This window comes from Paenibacillus barcinonensis (assembly GCF_003217495.1).
Classification (GTDB): domain Bacteria; phylum Bacillota; class Bacilli; order Paenibacillales; family Paenibacillaceae; genus Paenibacillus; species Paenibacillus barcinonensis.
Window position 1 is genome coordinate 102600 of sequence record NZ_QJSW01000007.1, and the last position, 15434, is coordinate 118033.

At 46.0% G+C, this 15434-nt stretch carries 9 protein-coding genes; 6 read left to right on the forward strand and 3 right to left on the reverse strand.

Features of this window, described 5'->3' with window-relative positions:
* Position 1 precedes the first annotated feature (1 nt).
* On the forward strand, positions 2-1396 hold the full coding sequence (locus tag DFQ00_RS13265; protein WP_110896964.1) for an ADP-ribosylglycohydrolase family protein: 1395 nt from the start codon (positions 2-4) through the stop codon (positions 1394-1396).
* A gap of 117 nt (positions 1397-1513) precedes the next feature.
* On the opposite strand, the gene DFQ00_RS13270 is transcribed toward DFQ00_RS13265, so the two are convergent.
* Positions 1514-2140 carry a hypothetical protein gene (locus tag DFQ00_RS13270; RefSeq protein ID WP_110896965.1) on the reverse strand — a complete coding sequence of 209 codons (627 nt, stop codon included), beginning with the start codon at positions 2138-2140 and terminating at the stop codon, positions 1514-1516.
* A 486-nt stretch (positions 2141-2626) separates the two neighbouring features.
* On the opposite strand from DFQ00_RS13270, the gene DFQ00_RS13275 reads away from it, so the two are divergent.
* Positions 2627-4756, forward strand: coding sequence for a 5'-nucleotidase C-terminal domain-containing protein (locus tag DFQ00_RS13275; protein WP_110896966.1), 2130 nt, complete (start codon positions 2627-2629; stop codon positions 4754-4756).
* Between the two features lie 121 nt (positions 4757-4877).
* Here DFQ00_RS13275 and DFQ00_RS13280 read toward each other — a convergent pair whose 3' ends face one another.
* Entirely contained in the window at positions 4878-8756 is a 3879-nt protein-coding gene (locus DFQ00_RS13280) for a chitobiase/beta-hexosaminidase C-terminal domain-containing protein (RefSeq protein WP_110896967.1), read from the reverse strand.
* A gap of 185 nt (positions 8757-8941) precedes the next feature.
* Between DFQ00_RS13280 and DFQ00_RS13285 the strand changes: the two genes are divergently transcribed.
* Positions 8942-9274 (forward strand): hypothetical protein, encoded by a 333-nt coding sequence (locus DFQ00_RS13285; RefSeq protein ID WP_110896968.1) that lies wholly within the window; start codon positions 8942-8944, stop codon positions 9272-9274.
* Positions 9275-9432: 158 nt separating this feature from the next.
* Here the strand turns inward: DFQ00_RS13285 and DFQ00_RS13290 are convergent, their stop codons facing one another.
* Complete coding sequence (locus tag DFQ00_RS13290) at positions 9433-10161, reverse strand: YheC/YheD family protein (protein WP_110896969.1); 729 nt, start codon at positions 10159-10161, stop codon at positions 9433-9435.
* Between the two features lie 230 nt (positions 10162-10391).
* Here DFQ00_RS13290 and DFQ00_RS13295 point away from each other — a divergent pair, with 230 nt between their 5' ends.
* The 3 genes from DFQ00_RS13295 to DFQ00_RS13305 all read left to right on the forward strand — a co-directional run bounded on the left by DFQ00_RS13295 (position 10392) and on the right by DFQ00_RS13305 (position 15432).
* A complete protein-coding gene (locus DFQ00_RS13295; protein WP_110896970.1) occupies positions 10392-11663 on the forward strand; it encodes an L-lactate MFS transporter in 1272 nt (423 codons plus the stop codon).
* Positions 11664-12046: 383 nt separating this feature from the next.
* Positions 12047-13141 carry a bifunctional glycosyltransferase family 2/GtrA family protein gene (locus DFQ00_RS13300; RefSeq protein ID WP_110896971.1) on the forward strand — a complete coding sequence of 365 codons (1095 nt, stop codon included), beginning with the start codon at positions 12047-12049 and terminating at the stop codon, positions 13139-13141.
* Complete coding sequence (locus DFQ00_RS13305) at positions 13141-15432, forward strand: glycosyltransferase family 2 protein (protein WP_110896972.1); 2292 nt, start codon at positions 13141-13143, stop codon at positions 15430-15432. Before DFQ00_RS13300 ends, DFQ00_RS13305 begins: the two co-directional genes overlap by 1 nt.
* Positions 15433-15434 lie beyond the last annotated feature (2 nt).

Sequence of the window (15434 nt, forward strand, 5' to 3'; positions counted from 1 at the left end):
GATGGCTGGCTGGACAGACCTGCGTGAGACGGTGCGCCTGGAGGTCATTCAACGTGGCGAAGAGGGCTGTAATACGCAGGGTTTTATGCAAAAGTGGGAAGCATCCGCGCATGACGAGAGCAAGCTGATGTTATTGTACCAGGAACTCATGGAGCTTCAGGTGTCCGCTGATTTTCCTTATGTAGAACCTTCAAGTCTTGAGGATATTCACCGTTTACGCCCGCATGGGCCACGAGTGCTTGAGGCGAACTGGAGCGAGCAGGTATGGCGGGACAAGTTCTACGGAGCATGGCTCGGACGAAGCGTCGGTTGTGCACTCGGCAAGCCACTGGAGCACCCGGATTATCTGTATGGCAAGGACGGTCGTCCGGGCTGGGAGAATATTGAGCTGTGGTTCAAGGGAGCGGGGGCTTGGCCGATTCAGGGTTATACCCCTGAGCATTCGAGCGCAGAGCAGGAATATGGCTTGAGCTTGACAGCGTTGGGGCCTTTGAGTGTAAGAGAGAAAATCCGTTTTATGGAGAGTGACGATGATATCCGCTATACTCTTCTGGGCCTTCTTCTGCTGGAGGAAAAGGGGCTGGAATGGGATTCGTGGGATATTGGCAAGCTGTGGCATCACCGCCTGACATACAGTCAGGTGTGTACGGCTGAGACACAGAGCTATATGAATTTTGCCCAGGAGACCTCGCATCTGAAATCGGATAAACCTGCCGATTGGGCGCAGCGTCAGGAGCGTGTACGCATGCACCTTAATCCATACCGTGAGTGGATTGGCGCTGCTATTCGCGCTGACGGCTTGGCTTACGGTGTAGCCGGGCGGCCAGAGCTGGCTGCCGAACTCGGGTGGCGGGATGCTTCCTTCTCTCACGTGAAGAACGGCATTTATGGCGAGATGCTGAATGCTGCGATGATCGCAGCATCGTTTGTTGAAGATAGCAGTGAGCGTATTGTGGAAATTGGCCTGAGTGAAATTCCACAAACAAGCCGCCTGGCAGCAGATGTGCTGCAAGGTGTGGAGATTGGCCTTCAGGCCCGCAGTGAGCGGGAGCTGGTTAGCCGAATCTGGGATACGTTCAGCCATTATGATGCTGTGCACACAAACAACAATGCGGCGCTGGTTGCAGCATCGCTGGTGTATGGCGGCAATGATTTTGAGAAAGCAGTCGTGACCTCTGTCTATGGCGGGATGGATACGGATTGTAATGGAGCTACGGTAGGTTCAATCATGGGAGCACGTCTCGGTGCAGCACAGCTGCCAGAGTCTTGGACTGCTCCGCTGCATGACACGCTGTATGCCGATCTGGTCGGGTTTGACCCCGTGTCCATCTCGTCCTGTGCCGAACGCAGTTACCAAGTATTTCTGAAGCTTCGCGAGCAAGCAGGTAGCAAATAGAAATACAGTTGCACTGATGCACAGAACGCAGGAATATAAGGGCGGGTCTGATCTGTGATTTATGTAATGAGCCTTGGGAGCGATCAGCTTACTCCAAGGCTCATTTTGTGTTGTTTATTACCGCCCGTTTGTATTAGAAGCCCAGACAGGAATCCAGCTGTTCGGATAATATTCGTTGGTCAGGGTAGTGTTGTAGAGAACCAGGTTACCATCACTTTGCATGATGAAAGTATCACCCGGTGTATTTACTGGCAGTGTACTGCCGTGGTGGCCTGGAATCCAGGCTTCGGTATTCGCAACCCAAGCGTCTACCTGTTTAGTCGTGTCGAATACCAAAATGTTGTCAAGGCCCGGACCCCAATAATATTCGTACTTACCATTGGCCGGATTGAAACCCCAGCGATAAGCATATTGGTAAACTGTTGCCCACTTGGAACCATATCCATGGATCACAGGTTTCCCTCGTTCTTGTTCAAAGGTGAACGTAGTGATTCCGTTCTTATTCGTATTACTGCTCCAGATGGAAGAACCATTCTTATAGATTACAAAATTCCCGTCATCCTGAAAAATAGCTTTGAATCTGCCATCCTGGGACAGAAGATAGTCTCCTCTTTGCATGCTCTGCCCGCTCAGGAGTTTATCTCCAAGATAACCTGCGGAAGCTGTTGCAGGTACAGCAAAGGCTAGAATCAGCAAACATGCGATTAAAATGCGGAAAGATTTTGGAAAAAACAGCTTGTTCATTGGACACACTCCTATATCCCTTAGAATGGTTGAAGCGAGATGCGTAGTACAATAAACGCTTACGGTTATTGCATAATGCGGCATAGCGTTCGGTTAGGAGTGGTGAAAGAGCAATCAACACCTCCGCCAGTATAGATAGATGAACGGAAAATCAATATGTACAGTGCTCTCAGGGTCACCTCCTTTAATGGAAGATCAAATACCAGAATATATGATAGGAGCTTGGCGTGTTGTGAAGTAATTGCAGGAGAGTGAGGGTGGAGAATTATTCATATAACAGAGAAATAAAGATGCTTCAACTTGAATATATAACATTTTATTCCATTATATCAACTACAAGTTTTAAAATACATATATATCAATATCAACAGGTCTATCATTTTTGTAAAAATTTTTACAGAGATTTAATATAATCTATGACTTTTATGAATTGAACTATGGTAAAATATTTCAGGATCTGAAATTGGAGAGGGGTTATGTTTACTCATGTCTTGGAAAAAAGTTCTGGGGAAAAGCACCATTCGTGTGGCTGCTACTGCATTATTACTCACACAATTATTTGGCGGAGCAGGTTCGGTTTCTGCCGCAGGCAAAGAAGTAGAAGTACACTTGATTGGAATCAATGACTTTCACGGCCAACTGGATACAACGTCTATCGTTGGTGACAAAAAGGCAGGATCGGCTCCAATTCTAGCAACCTATCTCAAAGAAGCTCGTGCGAAATATGAGCATTCTATCCTGTTCCACAACGGAGACTCTGTGGGTGCATCGGCTCCAGTCTCGTCCCTTGACCGCGATGAGCCTACAATGGAATGGATGAATATGATGGGCTTTGATGTGGGTTCACTGGGTAACCACGAATTTGACCAAGGGATCGCAGCATTGAAAGCACAAATCTTCGGTGGTCTTGATCCGAAAGAAGGTAAAGTAACCCATGCCGGAGCTAAATTTGATTATGTGAATGCCAACGTAATTGAAACGTCCACAGGCAAACCTTTGATCAAGCCGTATGTCATTAAAGAAGTCGGCGGCGTTAAAATCGGATTCATCGGACTCGTGACCAAATCCACGCCAAACAAAGTGTCTCCAGCGGGCACTGCAGGTGTGCGTTTCCTGAGCGCTGAAGAAGAGGTTGCTGCCGTTAATAAATATGCAAAAGAATTGCAGGACCAAGGGGTAGAGACGATTATCGTTCTGGCTCATGATCCGGCGTCCACGAAGGATGGGGTTACGAAGGGCGAAGCTGCTGATCTGGCGAATGCACTGCCAGCCAATTCTCCGGTTGACGTCATCGTTGCAGGGGATAACCATGCTCTGGCTAACGGTGTAGTGAATGGCAAGCTGATCGTTCAAGCGTACTCCTATGGTACGGCATTTGAAGATATCAAGCTGATGATTGATCCTGCTACCGGGGATGTAACTGAGAAATCAGCTACCGTAACAACAACATTCCAAGAGGGTGTGAAGCAAGACCCGGAGACCCTCGCGATTATTAAAAAATCTTTGGACAAGCACCCTGAGCTGACCAAGCCAGTAGGTACAACGGATGGCTCTGTATTGCGTACAGATGCTTACAATAATGAAGCTCCACTGGGTAATCTGATTGCAGATGCCATGCGTCAAGCGGACTTTGGAGATAAAGCAAGCAAGGCTGACTTTGCATTCATGAATCCAGGTGGTATCCGTGCAGACCTGCCAAAAGGTGATGTAACCTTTGCAGACCTGGCTAAAATCCAGCCTTTTGGTAACACATTGGTGAAGCTGGAACTGACAGGTGCACAGGTGAAAACGTTGCTGCAGCAGCAATGGGGCACCAATGCAGACGGTACACCGAACACCAAAACATTGCAAATCGCTGGTTTGAAATATACAGCTGATTTCAGCAAACCGGTTGCTGAACGTGTAACGAGTCTGAGTCTGGAAGATGGTACACCGATTGATGCAAACAAATCATATACAGCTGTTGTAAACAACTTCATGGCCGCAGGTGGAGACAATTATAAGGTATTGCTGGATGCGAAATCCTCTCTGGCAGGCCCGATTGATCTGGATGTGTTCTACAAGTACATCGTTGATACATTTAAAGGCGGCGAGATTCAAGCCAAAAAAGAAAGCCGTATTACAAACCTGGCTGTAACTACAGAGCCAACAGAAACACCAGCACCTGTAAACAATGAACCTATTTCTCGTGCTGAATTTGTAACTGCACTCGTTGATATGTTGAAGCTTAATGCTGTATCTACAGCACCTGCGTTCAAGGATGTTGCTGCTAATGCTGCATATGCAGATGCAATCGCAGAAGCATCCAAAGCCGGTTTTATTCAAGGCTATGGCGGCAACTTCTACCCTGAACGTGAGATTACGCGCGAAGAGGCAGCTACGATTTTGGCAAAACTCGTGAATAGCCCGGCATCCGAGGCAAATGCGGCAACAATTATCGCTGCTTTTGAAGACAGCAAGGCGGTATCTGCCTATGCGGTTAAACCGATGGCAAAATTGATTGATAAAGGCATTTTCAGTGCAACAGACAAAAAAATGCTGGAGCCTAAGCAAGTTCTTTCGACGAATGATGCTAAAGCATTGATTCAAAAAGCAGTTGCGGCGAAAGCTTCATAATGTAAAATGTGATCAGAGCGCCATTTCAAACAATCTGATCGTATAGGAGAAAACAAAAACACATCCTTAACGGCAACAGCCGAGTAAGGATGTGTTTTTTGTTAGCCCATCGGGTAGGGGATTAGATCAGACCTGACTTTGTCATCAGTCTCTGAATGATCACAGCTACCTCAGCTCTAGTGATTGAAGCTTTTGGAGCGAATTCTCCAGTTGCTCTACCTGTGATCAGACCCGCTTGCAGACCTTTAGCAATACTGCTAGTGGCCCATGAAGAAATGTGTTGATCATCTTTAAATGCTGGGGATGCATTATCCGACGTAGCCGCTGAAACTTTGGCCTCCAAGCCGGTGATACGCATTGCTCTCTCCAGAATGACGACAGCCTCTTCTCGGGTAATCGTCTGGGATGGGTGGAACATATCATCCTCATAGCCCTGAATGATCCCGTATTGCTGAGCCTGTGCTACAGCACCGACATACCAATCGCTCGAAGATACATCGCTAAACGGAGCACTGCCTTTTTGATCAGGCAAACCTAGCGCACGTACCATAATAGCAGCAAATTCAGCGCGTGTAATGGCGGCATCCGGGTTGAAATGAGCCGTATCCACCCCATTAACGACCATTCTGGATGCCATATCATTCACGGCATCTTTAGCCCAATGAGACCCCACATCGGAGAAGGCCATCGGATGCCAGATGAGTGAGTATGTGCTATTGGTCAAGCTGTTCACAACAGCGTAATGCTTTCCATCGCGAGTTGTTACGTATGTTGGCACATGGCGAATCGTTCCTTCTTCATCCAATACAATGGCGGTAGTGATTTTACTTAAGTCTGCGCCATCCGGCAACGGAATTTCCCGTACAACGTAGGAACTGAACTTGTTAACCTCTACTGTTTTGTTATCGTACGAGGCAGTAACCTTAAAATCAACAGGAGGTGCGACTACAGTAAAACCTTTTTTGCCTGCTTCATTGTTCATAAGTGCGGACTTGGCAGAGTCATTGGACACAATCTCTACATGAAGAGTGATATCTGTAAGCTTCACTTGTTGTCCAAACTGTGTAGCCAATTGGTTAATAAGCACTTCGGCGGCTGGCAATTTATAATTACCCGCTGGTGTGCGAATTTCCAAAGTAGCCTGTTTGTTCTCCAGCTGTTTTATGGCATCTCCTGTCAACATTGTAGACACAGTATCTTCCTTTGATGTTACCGGGATGACAATAACCGGCTTGTCTTCAGTCTTGGCAAGCTGTGTTGTCAGTTTACTTGTATCTACCTTCACAGTAAGCAGTGTTTTTCCGCTCTCTTTTGTGGAGGACGCTGATGCAATGCCCTCCTGTTGCTTACCTTCAACTAGAATAGGGAAGCCCGGATTGTTGCTTGGAACAACGGTGCTCGCTGGAGTGCTAGGTGTACTGGATGCTCCACCCGTTGATCCACCAGATCCAGTGCCACCAGATGAATTCCCCCCAGGCTCGCTTGGTTGCTTAATGCTGTAAGTCTCCGTCATCACTTCACTATCACTCAGGCCTTGCTTTACAGCGATCGCTTTGATCGTCATGCCGACCTTAACAGGAATGGGACTGCTGTAGATCGTGCCATTGTGGATGCTAGGTGTACTGCCATTGGTTGTAAAATAAATCGTTGCTTCTTCGGTTGGCGAATTCAGCGTTACCGTTGTGCCTGCTGCTACAGCTCCCCCAGCAGGGCTAGCTACTGGCTTACCAGCCTGATGTGTGATGGTGTAAGTTTCAGTCATAAGCTCACTATCATCCATGCCTTGTTTTACAGCGATGGCTTTAATCGTCATACCGTCTTTCACGGGAATCGGTTCAACATAGTGACTACTCTGTTCTGTGGTTGGCACAGTACCATCCGTTGTATAATAGACCATTGCTCCATCCGTAGCTGAAGATAACTTTACTGTTGTACCTTCCGCTACAGAACCTCCAGCGGGATTAGCAGTAGGCTTCCCAGCCTGTTGCTTGATGGTGTAGGATTCCGTCATCACTTCACTATTCATACCTGGCTTGATAGCAATGGCTTTAATGGTCATGCCGTCTGTGACAGGGATAGGGCTGCTGTATATCGTGCCATTATTAATCGTTGGTTCAGTGCCGTCAGTTGTGTAATAGATGGTTGCTCCATTAATACCTATTGTCAGTGTGACGGTTGTACCTGATGTTACGATCCCCCCAGATGGGCTTGCTGCAGGTGTCATGGATAATTTTTTAAGTTTGGAATGCTCCAAATCTGTCACATATACATTATTGAAACGATCGGTGGCCATGCCATAAGGGTTAAGGAAGCTTTCCGATCCAGTAATGTTCTCCCATCGTACTGCACCGTTTTTCAATCTTTTGATTTTGTTGGTAATTGCGTCGGCTACGTACACCGTTCCTGTATTATCCACTGCTACGGATGCCGGGTTAGAAAAGTTCCCTCTAGTTGTAATGTCTATCCACTCACTTGCTCCAAGTAACCGTTTTTTAATTTTATGTGTACTTGTATCTGTCACGTAAATACTACCGTTACCGTCAATAGCTATGCCATATGGAGTAGAGAAGGGTTCTGTACCAGTGATATCTACCCAGTTTTTTTCTCCATTCAATAAACTCTTTATTTTAGCATAACTGTCTGCAACATATAAATTGCCATCGCTATCGACAGCTATTCCATTCGCATCTATACTTTCCTTCCCCGTGATGTCGAGCCACTCAGAAGAACCGACGGGCAGCTTTTTTATTTTTAAATGACCGCGATCTGCCACATACACATTTCCGAATTTGTCCACAGCTACACCTGTTGGATAATCAAATATTTCATTAAATGTAATATCATTCCACTCTTTTGTTTCATTGGAATATTTCATTATTTTGTTGCTCTGGTAGTTGACAACATACAGATTACCGAGGTTGTCTACCGCAATACCAAGCGGCCTGCGTAATACAGCCTTACCTGTGATGTCGGTCCAAGTAGTTGTAATGTCAGTAAAGTTCTGAAACTTCAGATAAGGATAGCCATCGTTTTTATTCTCATCCATAGACCAGATGCCGGGATCGACGAAGCTCCAGTCGCTATAAGTCTGTTGTTGTCTCATTGCCCAAGAGCTTAAAGGCTGGCCCTTCTTGGTATCGCTTATGCCCGAAATGTCTTGATCGTAGTATGATGATGTGATAGTTGCGTCTTTACCTCCATCATCGCCAATTAAGCCGCCAGCAGTAACAGTAACTTGTGCTTTAACTTCAGCTGCAGCATAGGATTTTTTCACTTGCAAAGGATTGCCCCAAGTCGATCCGACTAACCCTCCTGCCCCTACCCTTGCTTCTGCGCTACCCATAAAATAACTATCTTCTATAGTTGTAGGACCGCTTAACAGACCGATCAGTCCGCCTGCAGAATTATCTGCCCGAACAGAACCTATCGCATATACCTGGATGATATTGGTATTGCTAATCGCTTCACCGATAAGGCTGCCAGCAAAATTCGAGCCTGAGCTCACAACACTATTTTCTAGTCCAAGATTTCGAAACGTAGCATCTTTCGTTGCGCCGAATAAACCGTTACGGAATTTATATCTTTCGTCTTGAAGATTAATCTTCATATTGGAAATGATATGTCCATCTCCATCAAAGCTTCCTGTAAAGGGTGCTCCACTGGTTCCGATCGCTGTCCATCCTGCTCCTTGATTGTAAGGGGCAACATCCAGATCAATGTCTGCAATCAGCTTGTAATAATGATAGAAATAATCAGGATGGTCGGTGGGATACTGAAGTGTCCGAATATTGTCAAGCTGTTCCGGTGTTGCAATTAACCATGGATCATCTTGCGTACCGCTTCCTCCAGCAAAGCTAACGGAATCGGCCCAGGAACGGCCTGATAATCCGAACAGACCGAACAGCTGTAGTACGACCAGCATGATGGCAGTTGTTTGTATCCATCCCCGTTTCTTTACCTTCTTTTGAAAAGAGTCCTCCGGGTTGTGATGCATGTTCATTTCATCCTCTCCAAAGCATTATTATCTCAAAGATATCATGGAGCTCTTAACATTCTCTGAAAACTAGATAGAACAAGCTCATGGTTGTTGGACAAACACACTTTTTCTGCCTTGTGCACTTCTATCCCTTACCAAAATCACTTTATTGCATCTAATAAACTATCAAAATAAAGGAGGTTTTGAGAATGGGAACGAGAAGAGTTCAGAGTTATCCGCTGGTTCGTATCTATAACTCCACACCGTATAACGCTTTTGGGAAAGTAGAATATGTATCCTTCTTTTGCAGTGATGATAACTATGTGGTGCAGCGTGACGAGTCTTGGCAGGCTTCTTCGCGCGGAGTATGTTTGGTGAAGAGAATTACCGCAACAGTCAGAACACCATATGGAAATATTGAAGCTGAGCCTTACACGTCCTCGGGCACATCCTACAGCCAGTTTGCCATCATACAGGTGGGACCAAATCAGTTCAAGATTACTCGTGTTGTAGGTACACCAAGACGTCGTTGCCGGAAGTAATGTTATCGGTGGGAATTGGAGTAGAGGTTGCTCTATTATCGGTTCAATGAATCGGCTTGCTACAACAACAAAAGAACGACTCGCCATATCTAGGAATGGTGAGTCGTTTTCTTTGGCTGATGAAACTCTGTAACATTTTTGCATAACGAAGCTGTGGATTAATGCTTCTGATACCACAATATCCGGCGATACACCGAAGCGTCCTTCAAGCGCCGGAATGGGCGAAGATCGGGCCGATAGTTGCCTTCAATAATCCAGATACGAGCTTTTGTATCAATCCCGATATCGAAACCGACTTGTCTCAGTTCAGGATAGTGCACTTCTAAAGCCTTGGCTGCCAGCAGTGAAGTCCGTTCAACTTGATGAAGCAGCTTTCGCCCGCCGATATGGGCTAAATGCAGCGCTTTAAGCGCAGGGATCGTACGATTAGTTACATTGGTGACCAGATATCCACGTGAGGCAACTTTGGCGTAGGTGCCGGTTACAGTCCATGGAGAAGAAATATCCTTTTGGCGCTGAACCATGATTCGAAGATCGAATGGTCTCTGCTGGATTCGGGCCAGATGCAGACGCTGCTGTATAATATATTCACGTTCCTTGTAGGTTTCAGCAAGCCAGTACAATAATTCGTCTGTATTCTGTATTGTATGGGTATTATTCTCGTTACGAATCCTATAGCTGCCGGATGGCAGATGTTCTATAAATACGATATCTCGGCCATACCTTCCGTTGCAGGGTTTCAGAACTACACTTGAATGTTGCAGCAGCATACGGTGTAGTGTTTCTTTATCCAACAACTGTGTTTCTGGCAGTTGCCCGGTAATTAAAGGTACACTGCTGAGGGCCCGATACTGTAGCCATTTGTCCCGTTGGAATACCATTGACATCACAGCCTTTGATAAGGGTCTAGAACGCTCATCTTATTCTAAATCAAACCTGTTTTTTACATAAGCTGTCATTCGTCTAAAAAGATAGGCCCCTGCCTCGTTTGCCACTACAAAAAATATCTATAAAAGATATACATGTTGTCATAGCTGTATACGTAAAGCTGTGCTACACTTCATCGTGTAAATTAGTGAATTAATTCACAATACAAACATGAGGAGATACGATCTCAGTGGAACTGACAAAAAAGAGATGGATTATTCTGATTGCAAGCTGCTTCATTAATCTATGTATTGGCTCCATCTATGCGTGGAGTGTATTTGCTGCTCCAATGGCAGCTTATTTAAGTAGTCTTACCGGGCGTACATTAACACCAGGGGATTTGGCTATTGTATTCACCATCTGTAATTCAGTAGGACCGATTACGATGATCTCGGGTGGATGGATCAATGACCGATTTGGGCCCAAAAAAGTCATCCTCGTTGGCGGTATTTTATTCGGGGGAGGTATGATTCTATCCGGGTTCGCAACGTCAGTAGGTTTTCTGGTATTCGCTTACGGGATTGTGCTTGGTCTCGGAACAGGTATGATTTATGGCTGCACCATCAGCAACTCCATTAAATTTTTCCCAGACAAACGTGGTTTGGTTGGGGGCGTGACTACAGCTGCCTATGGATTAAGCTCTGTTATCATTCCTCCAATTGCTAATATGTTTATCAGCAACTCGGGTGTAACCTCTGCCTTCTTTATTATTGGAACCGCCTTTCTTATCATTATCTGTGTGGCCTCGTTCTTTATCGAGAAATGCCCGGCTGATTTTGTTCCAACAGGCTGGACTCCTCAAGCTGCCAACGTTGGCCGTACGTTAAAAGAGGATAAGAACTGGAAAGGCATGCTGGCAAGCCCGATCTTCTATGTGATGATTTTACTGCTCATCAGCGGGGCGTTTGCCGGACTGATGTGTGTCTCTCAAGCCTCGCCAATTGCTCAGAAAATGGTGGGTTTATCGGCTGCAGCAGCAACAACCGTCGTCTCTGTTCTGGCGCTGTTTAACACAGGCGGACGAATTCTGGCGGGATATGTCTCTGACAAAATCGGACGTGTTAACACTCTCGCCATTACGTCTCTGCTATCTGTAGCCGGGCTGGTTCTGCTGTACTTGTCTGGAGAGAGCAGTGTAGTTACATTTTATATGGGTATTTCCATGATCGGTTTGAGCTTTGGAGCTTTGATGGGAGTGTTTCCTGGCTTCACCGCCGATCAGTTCGGGGCTAAGAACAACAGTGTAAACTACGGAATCATGTTTATCGGTTTTGCACTGGCAGGATATTTCGGACCATCTATTATGAGAAGTGTGTATAGTGCGGATGGTAGTTATCAGAGAGCCTTTGTTATTGCAGCCATCTGTGGTCTGACTGGATTCATTCTTACATTTGTATACAAATGGGCTGTTAAACGTCAGGATCACAAGACAATGAGCCCTCCTAACGTGATGGCTAATTAAGCACAGATGTGATCTTGCAGTCGAAACCGGGCTTGTAACTTCAAAGCAGGCAAGCCGTGAGTATAAAACGGTTGCGTTGGATCATAATAATGTATCCTGCCAATAAGCGGCGGAGCAAATATATGTTATAACACGAGCCACCTGTTTAATTAACAGGTGGTTTTTTCATTATATGTCTCATTGATCAGTTTAATGGAGAGATATAGTCTGTAATGACTATTTCTCGTTTTCACAAAAGTGAAACATTTTTACCATTAGATTACAAAATTGCTCGTTTACGGTCCACCTTTTCAGTGGTATACTCTCCTATATTCATAAAAGATTTTAATAGAGAAGTGTAGCAAATGTTGGATCAAAATATGGCGAATTGGGGCTAATTTTGGATGATTATAGCTAAAGAAAAGGACGAAACGATCATCCTTATTCCATCTCTGGAACCAGATGATAGACTTTTATCCTACGTACGTGAGTTACAAGAATATGGTTTTACAAAACTGGTAATTGTAGACGATGGATCCGGGAAGAATTACAAGCACATTTTCGAATATTTGGAATATAATGGATGTTCCCTCCTGCATCATGCTGAGAATCGGGGAAAGGGTGAGGCGCTGAAGACGGGTTTCCGGTATATTGCCGAGCATTACGGTGATGCTCACTATGTTGTTACAGCGGATTCTGATGGACAGCATGCTGCGGAGGATGTGTATCGCATTGCACAGGAAGCCAAACGACGTCCGAATGACTTACTGCTCGGTGTTCGGGATTTCAGTGCGGGTGACATTCCACCCAAGTCGTTGTTCGGAAATCGGATGACCTCCTTTATTTTTGCTCTGCTGTATGGCAAGAAGCTGTCTGATACTCAGACGGGGCTTCGTGCGTTTAGTACAGGGCTGCTGCCCTTTATGCTGGATGTGCGCGGCAAGCGGTTTGAGTATGAGCTGCAGATGCTGATCTCCTGCATTCAGTCGGGGATTGCTATTCATACTGTACCTATTCAGGTCATCTATGAGAATGGTAATGCTGGCACGCATTTCAAAGCCATTCAGGATAGTACGCGGGTGATGGGTGTGCTGTTCTCGAATTTCTTTCGATTTATATCATCGTCGGTGGCTAGCTCTGTGGTGGATTTGGGCATTGCCTGGTTTTTAATTGATTCACTACGCCCGATTATGGGAGATCAGCATTATTTACGAATTCTGCTTGCTACCGTGATTGCACGTGTGATATCCATCGTGATGAACTATGTACTGAACCGACATTTTGTGTTTCGCAAGGAAGACAGCAGGGGCAGTCTATGGCGTTATCTAACATTGTGCGGTCTCATCATTGTACTGTCGAGCACCGGTGTATATTTATTCCATACCTTACTCCAGGTTGACGAGAAAGCGGCGAAGTTTGTCTGTGACGCTCTTCTGTTCCTGCTAAGCTTTCAACTGCAGCGGAGGTGGGTATTTGCAGCAAGGAGGAAGCGGGAGTAGTGCAAAACGAGAAAAGACAAAATGTTTTTTTCATCATCACGATGATTCTTATGACAATCTATCTGGTCTGGCGTACGTTCTTCACGCTCCCTTGGGGAGAAGGGGTGCTGAATGTTATTTTTGGCATGCTGCTTATTATGGCAGAGACGGTTACGGTAGGTACGACATTTGAATTATTTTTTCAAAAGATGCAGAAGAAACGGGCGCAGCTCGATTTCCCGGTCATCCCGGACGAATATTATCCGCACGTCGATGTGTTTATTGCTACACATAACGAGCCCGTCGATCTTTTATATAAAACGGTGAATGCCTGTACGTTTATGGATTATCCCGACAAATCCAAGGTACACATTTACCTGTGTGACGATGGTGCCAGACCTGCAGTGGAGGAGCTGGCGAAGCAGTTTGGCGTAGGATATCTGGGGTTCCCCGGCAACAAGGATGCCAAATCGGGCAACCTGAACAATGCGCTGAGCAAGACGTCTTCTCCGCTGATTGCGACCTTTGATGCGGATATGATTCCACAACACACATTTCTGATGAAAACCGTTCCGTATTTCCTGCTATCCACCTTTATAGAGGAAAACGGACAATGGCGACTCCGGCGTGAGGATGAGATGGACCCTACCTTCAAGCTTGGACTGGTGCAGACACCTCAGAGTTTCTATAACCCGGACCTGTTCCAGTTTAATCTGTATGCGGAGCAGGGGATTCCGAATGAGCAGGATTTCTTCTCGCGAGAGGTTAACATTTTGCGTAATGCGTCCAATGCCGTAGCCTATACAGGCAGTAATACAGTGATTTCCCGGCAAGGCATGGTGGATATCGGCGGCTTCCCGCTCAATACGATTACAGAAGATTTTGAGACAAGCATACGTCTGCAGCAGGAAGGTTATATTACGTATGCCACGCAGGAGGTTCAGGCTGCGGGTCAGACGACAACCACGATTCCGAGCATGATCAAGCAACGCATCCGCTGGGCAAGGGGAATTATTCAAAGTTTGCAAAACACACGTGCACCATTCTCCAGAAAGCTGCCTTTCTGGACGAGGGTGACGTATGTGAGCAGCTTTTTGTATTGGTGGTCGTTTTTTAATCGGCTGGTCTTTATTCTGTCTCCGATTTTGTTTGCGCTGTTTGATTTTCAGATCGTGAATACAACCTTTTGGCAGATTCTGATCTTCTGGCTGCCGTCGTATTTCTTCTATAGCTTGTCGATGCGTTATCTGTCCAGCAACATACGGAATCAGCGCTGGAGTCAGGTTATTGATACAATCTTCATGCCTTATCTGATCTGGCCGGTCATTCTCGAAACGGTCGGCATCCGTGAGCGGAAGTTCAAGGTGACGAACAAAAGCCGTTCCACCGGACGCGAGTGGATTGCCTCGATGAAATATGCGTTGCCGCATATTTTGCTGCTCTTGCTGTCGATTGCCGCTATCGTCCGATATGTTAATGGCAAGTATGGTATCGCATTGTTTTTCAGCAGTATTATTATCTTCTGGCTTGTTCACAATATGATTGCGCTGCTTTACGCGCTGTTCTTCATGATCGGACGCCGGGCATACCGGGAGAATGAGCGTATTCGCGCACAGGAGCATGTAACGATTGGATATCCAGACAGTACCCTTCGCTACGAGGGAAGAACGGTTGATTTATCCGAGAATGGCATTGCCTTCTATGTGCCGTACCCGATCTACTTGCCGGAGCAGAAGACGATCTCTCTGGTTGTGAAATCGGAGCGATATGAGGCGAATCTCGAGGCTGTCATTGTATATGTCAAAGCGGATGGAGACGGCTGGCGTTACTCAGCAACCGTCCATACGATCAGTGAAACAGACAACCGTAACTATATGCAGCTGATCTATGATCGGAAGCACTCGCTGCCGGAGCAGATGAATCTGTGGGATACCGCGTATGATGATATGATGCGCAACGTGAAAAAACGGATTGTACGACAGAAATCAGATCAGCGGAAGATGCCACGGCTTTCCCTTCATCTTCCTGTGACGTTCACCAACCATGCGAGCTGCACACTGCTCAGCTTTAACTATCGTTTCTTCTCTGCGACGAGTCTGCAGGGTAACATCACAGAGGGGTCAGAGGTTACTTTTTATACGTATAGTAATATCGAAGTGATCTTGAAGCATACGGGAAAAACAACGGCGAACAAACGTGAAGTGCTTCTCTCCGTAGAGAATATAGACGAGATCCTGGGGCGTGGTTTGATTGATCAATTGCTAAGTGATTTGATTCATCCACAAACCGAGCGGTTCACCAAAGAGGGTTAGGA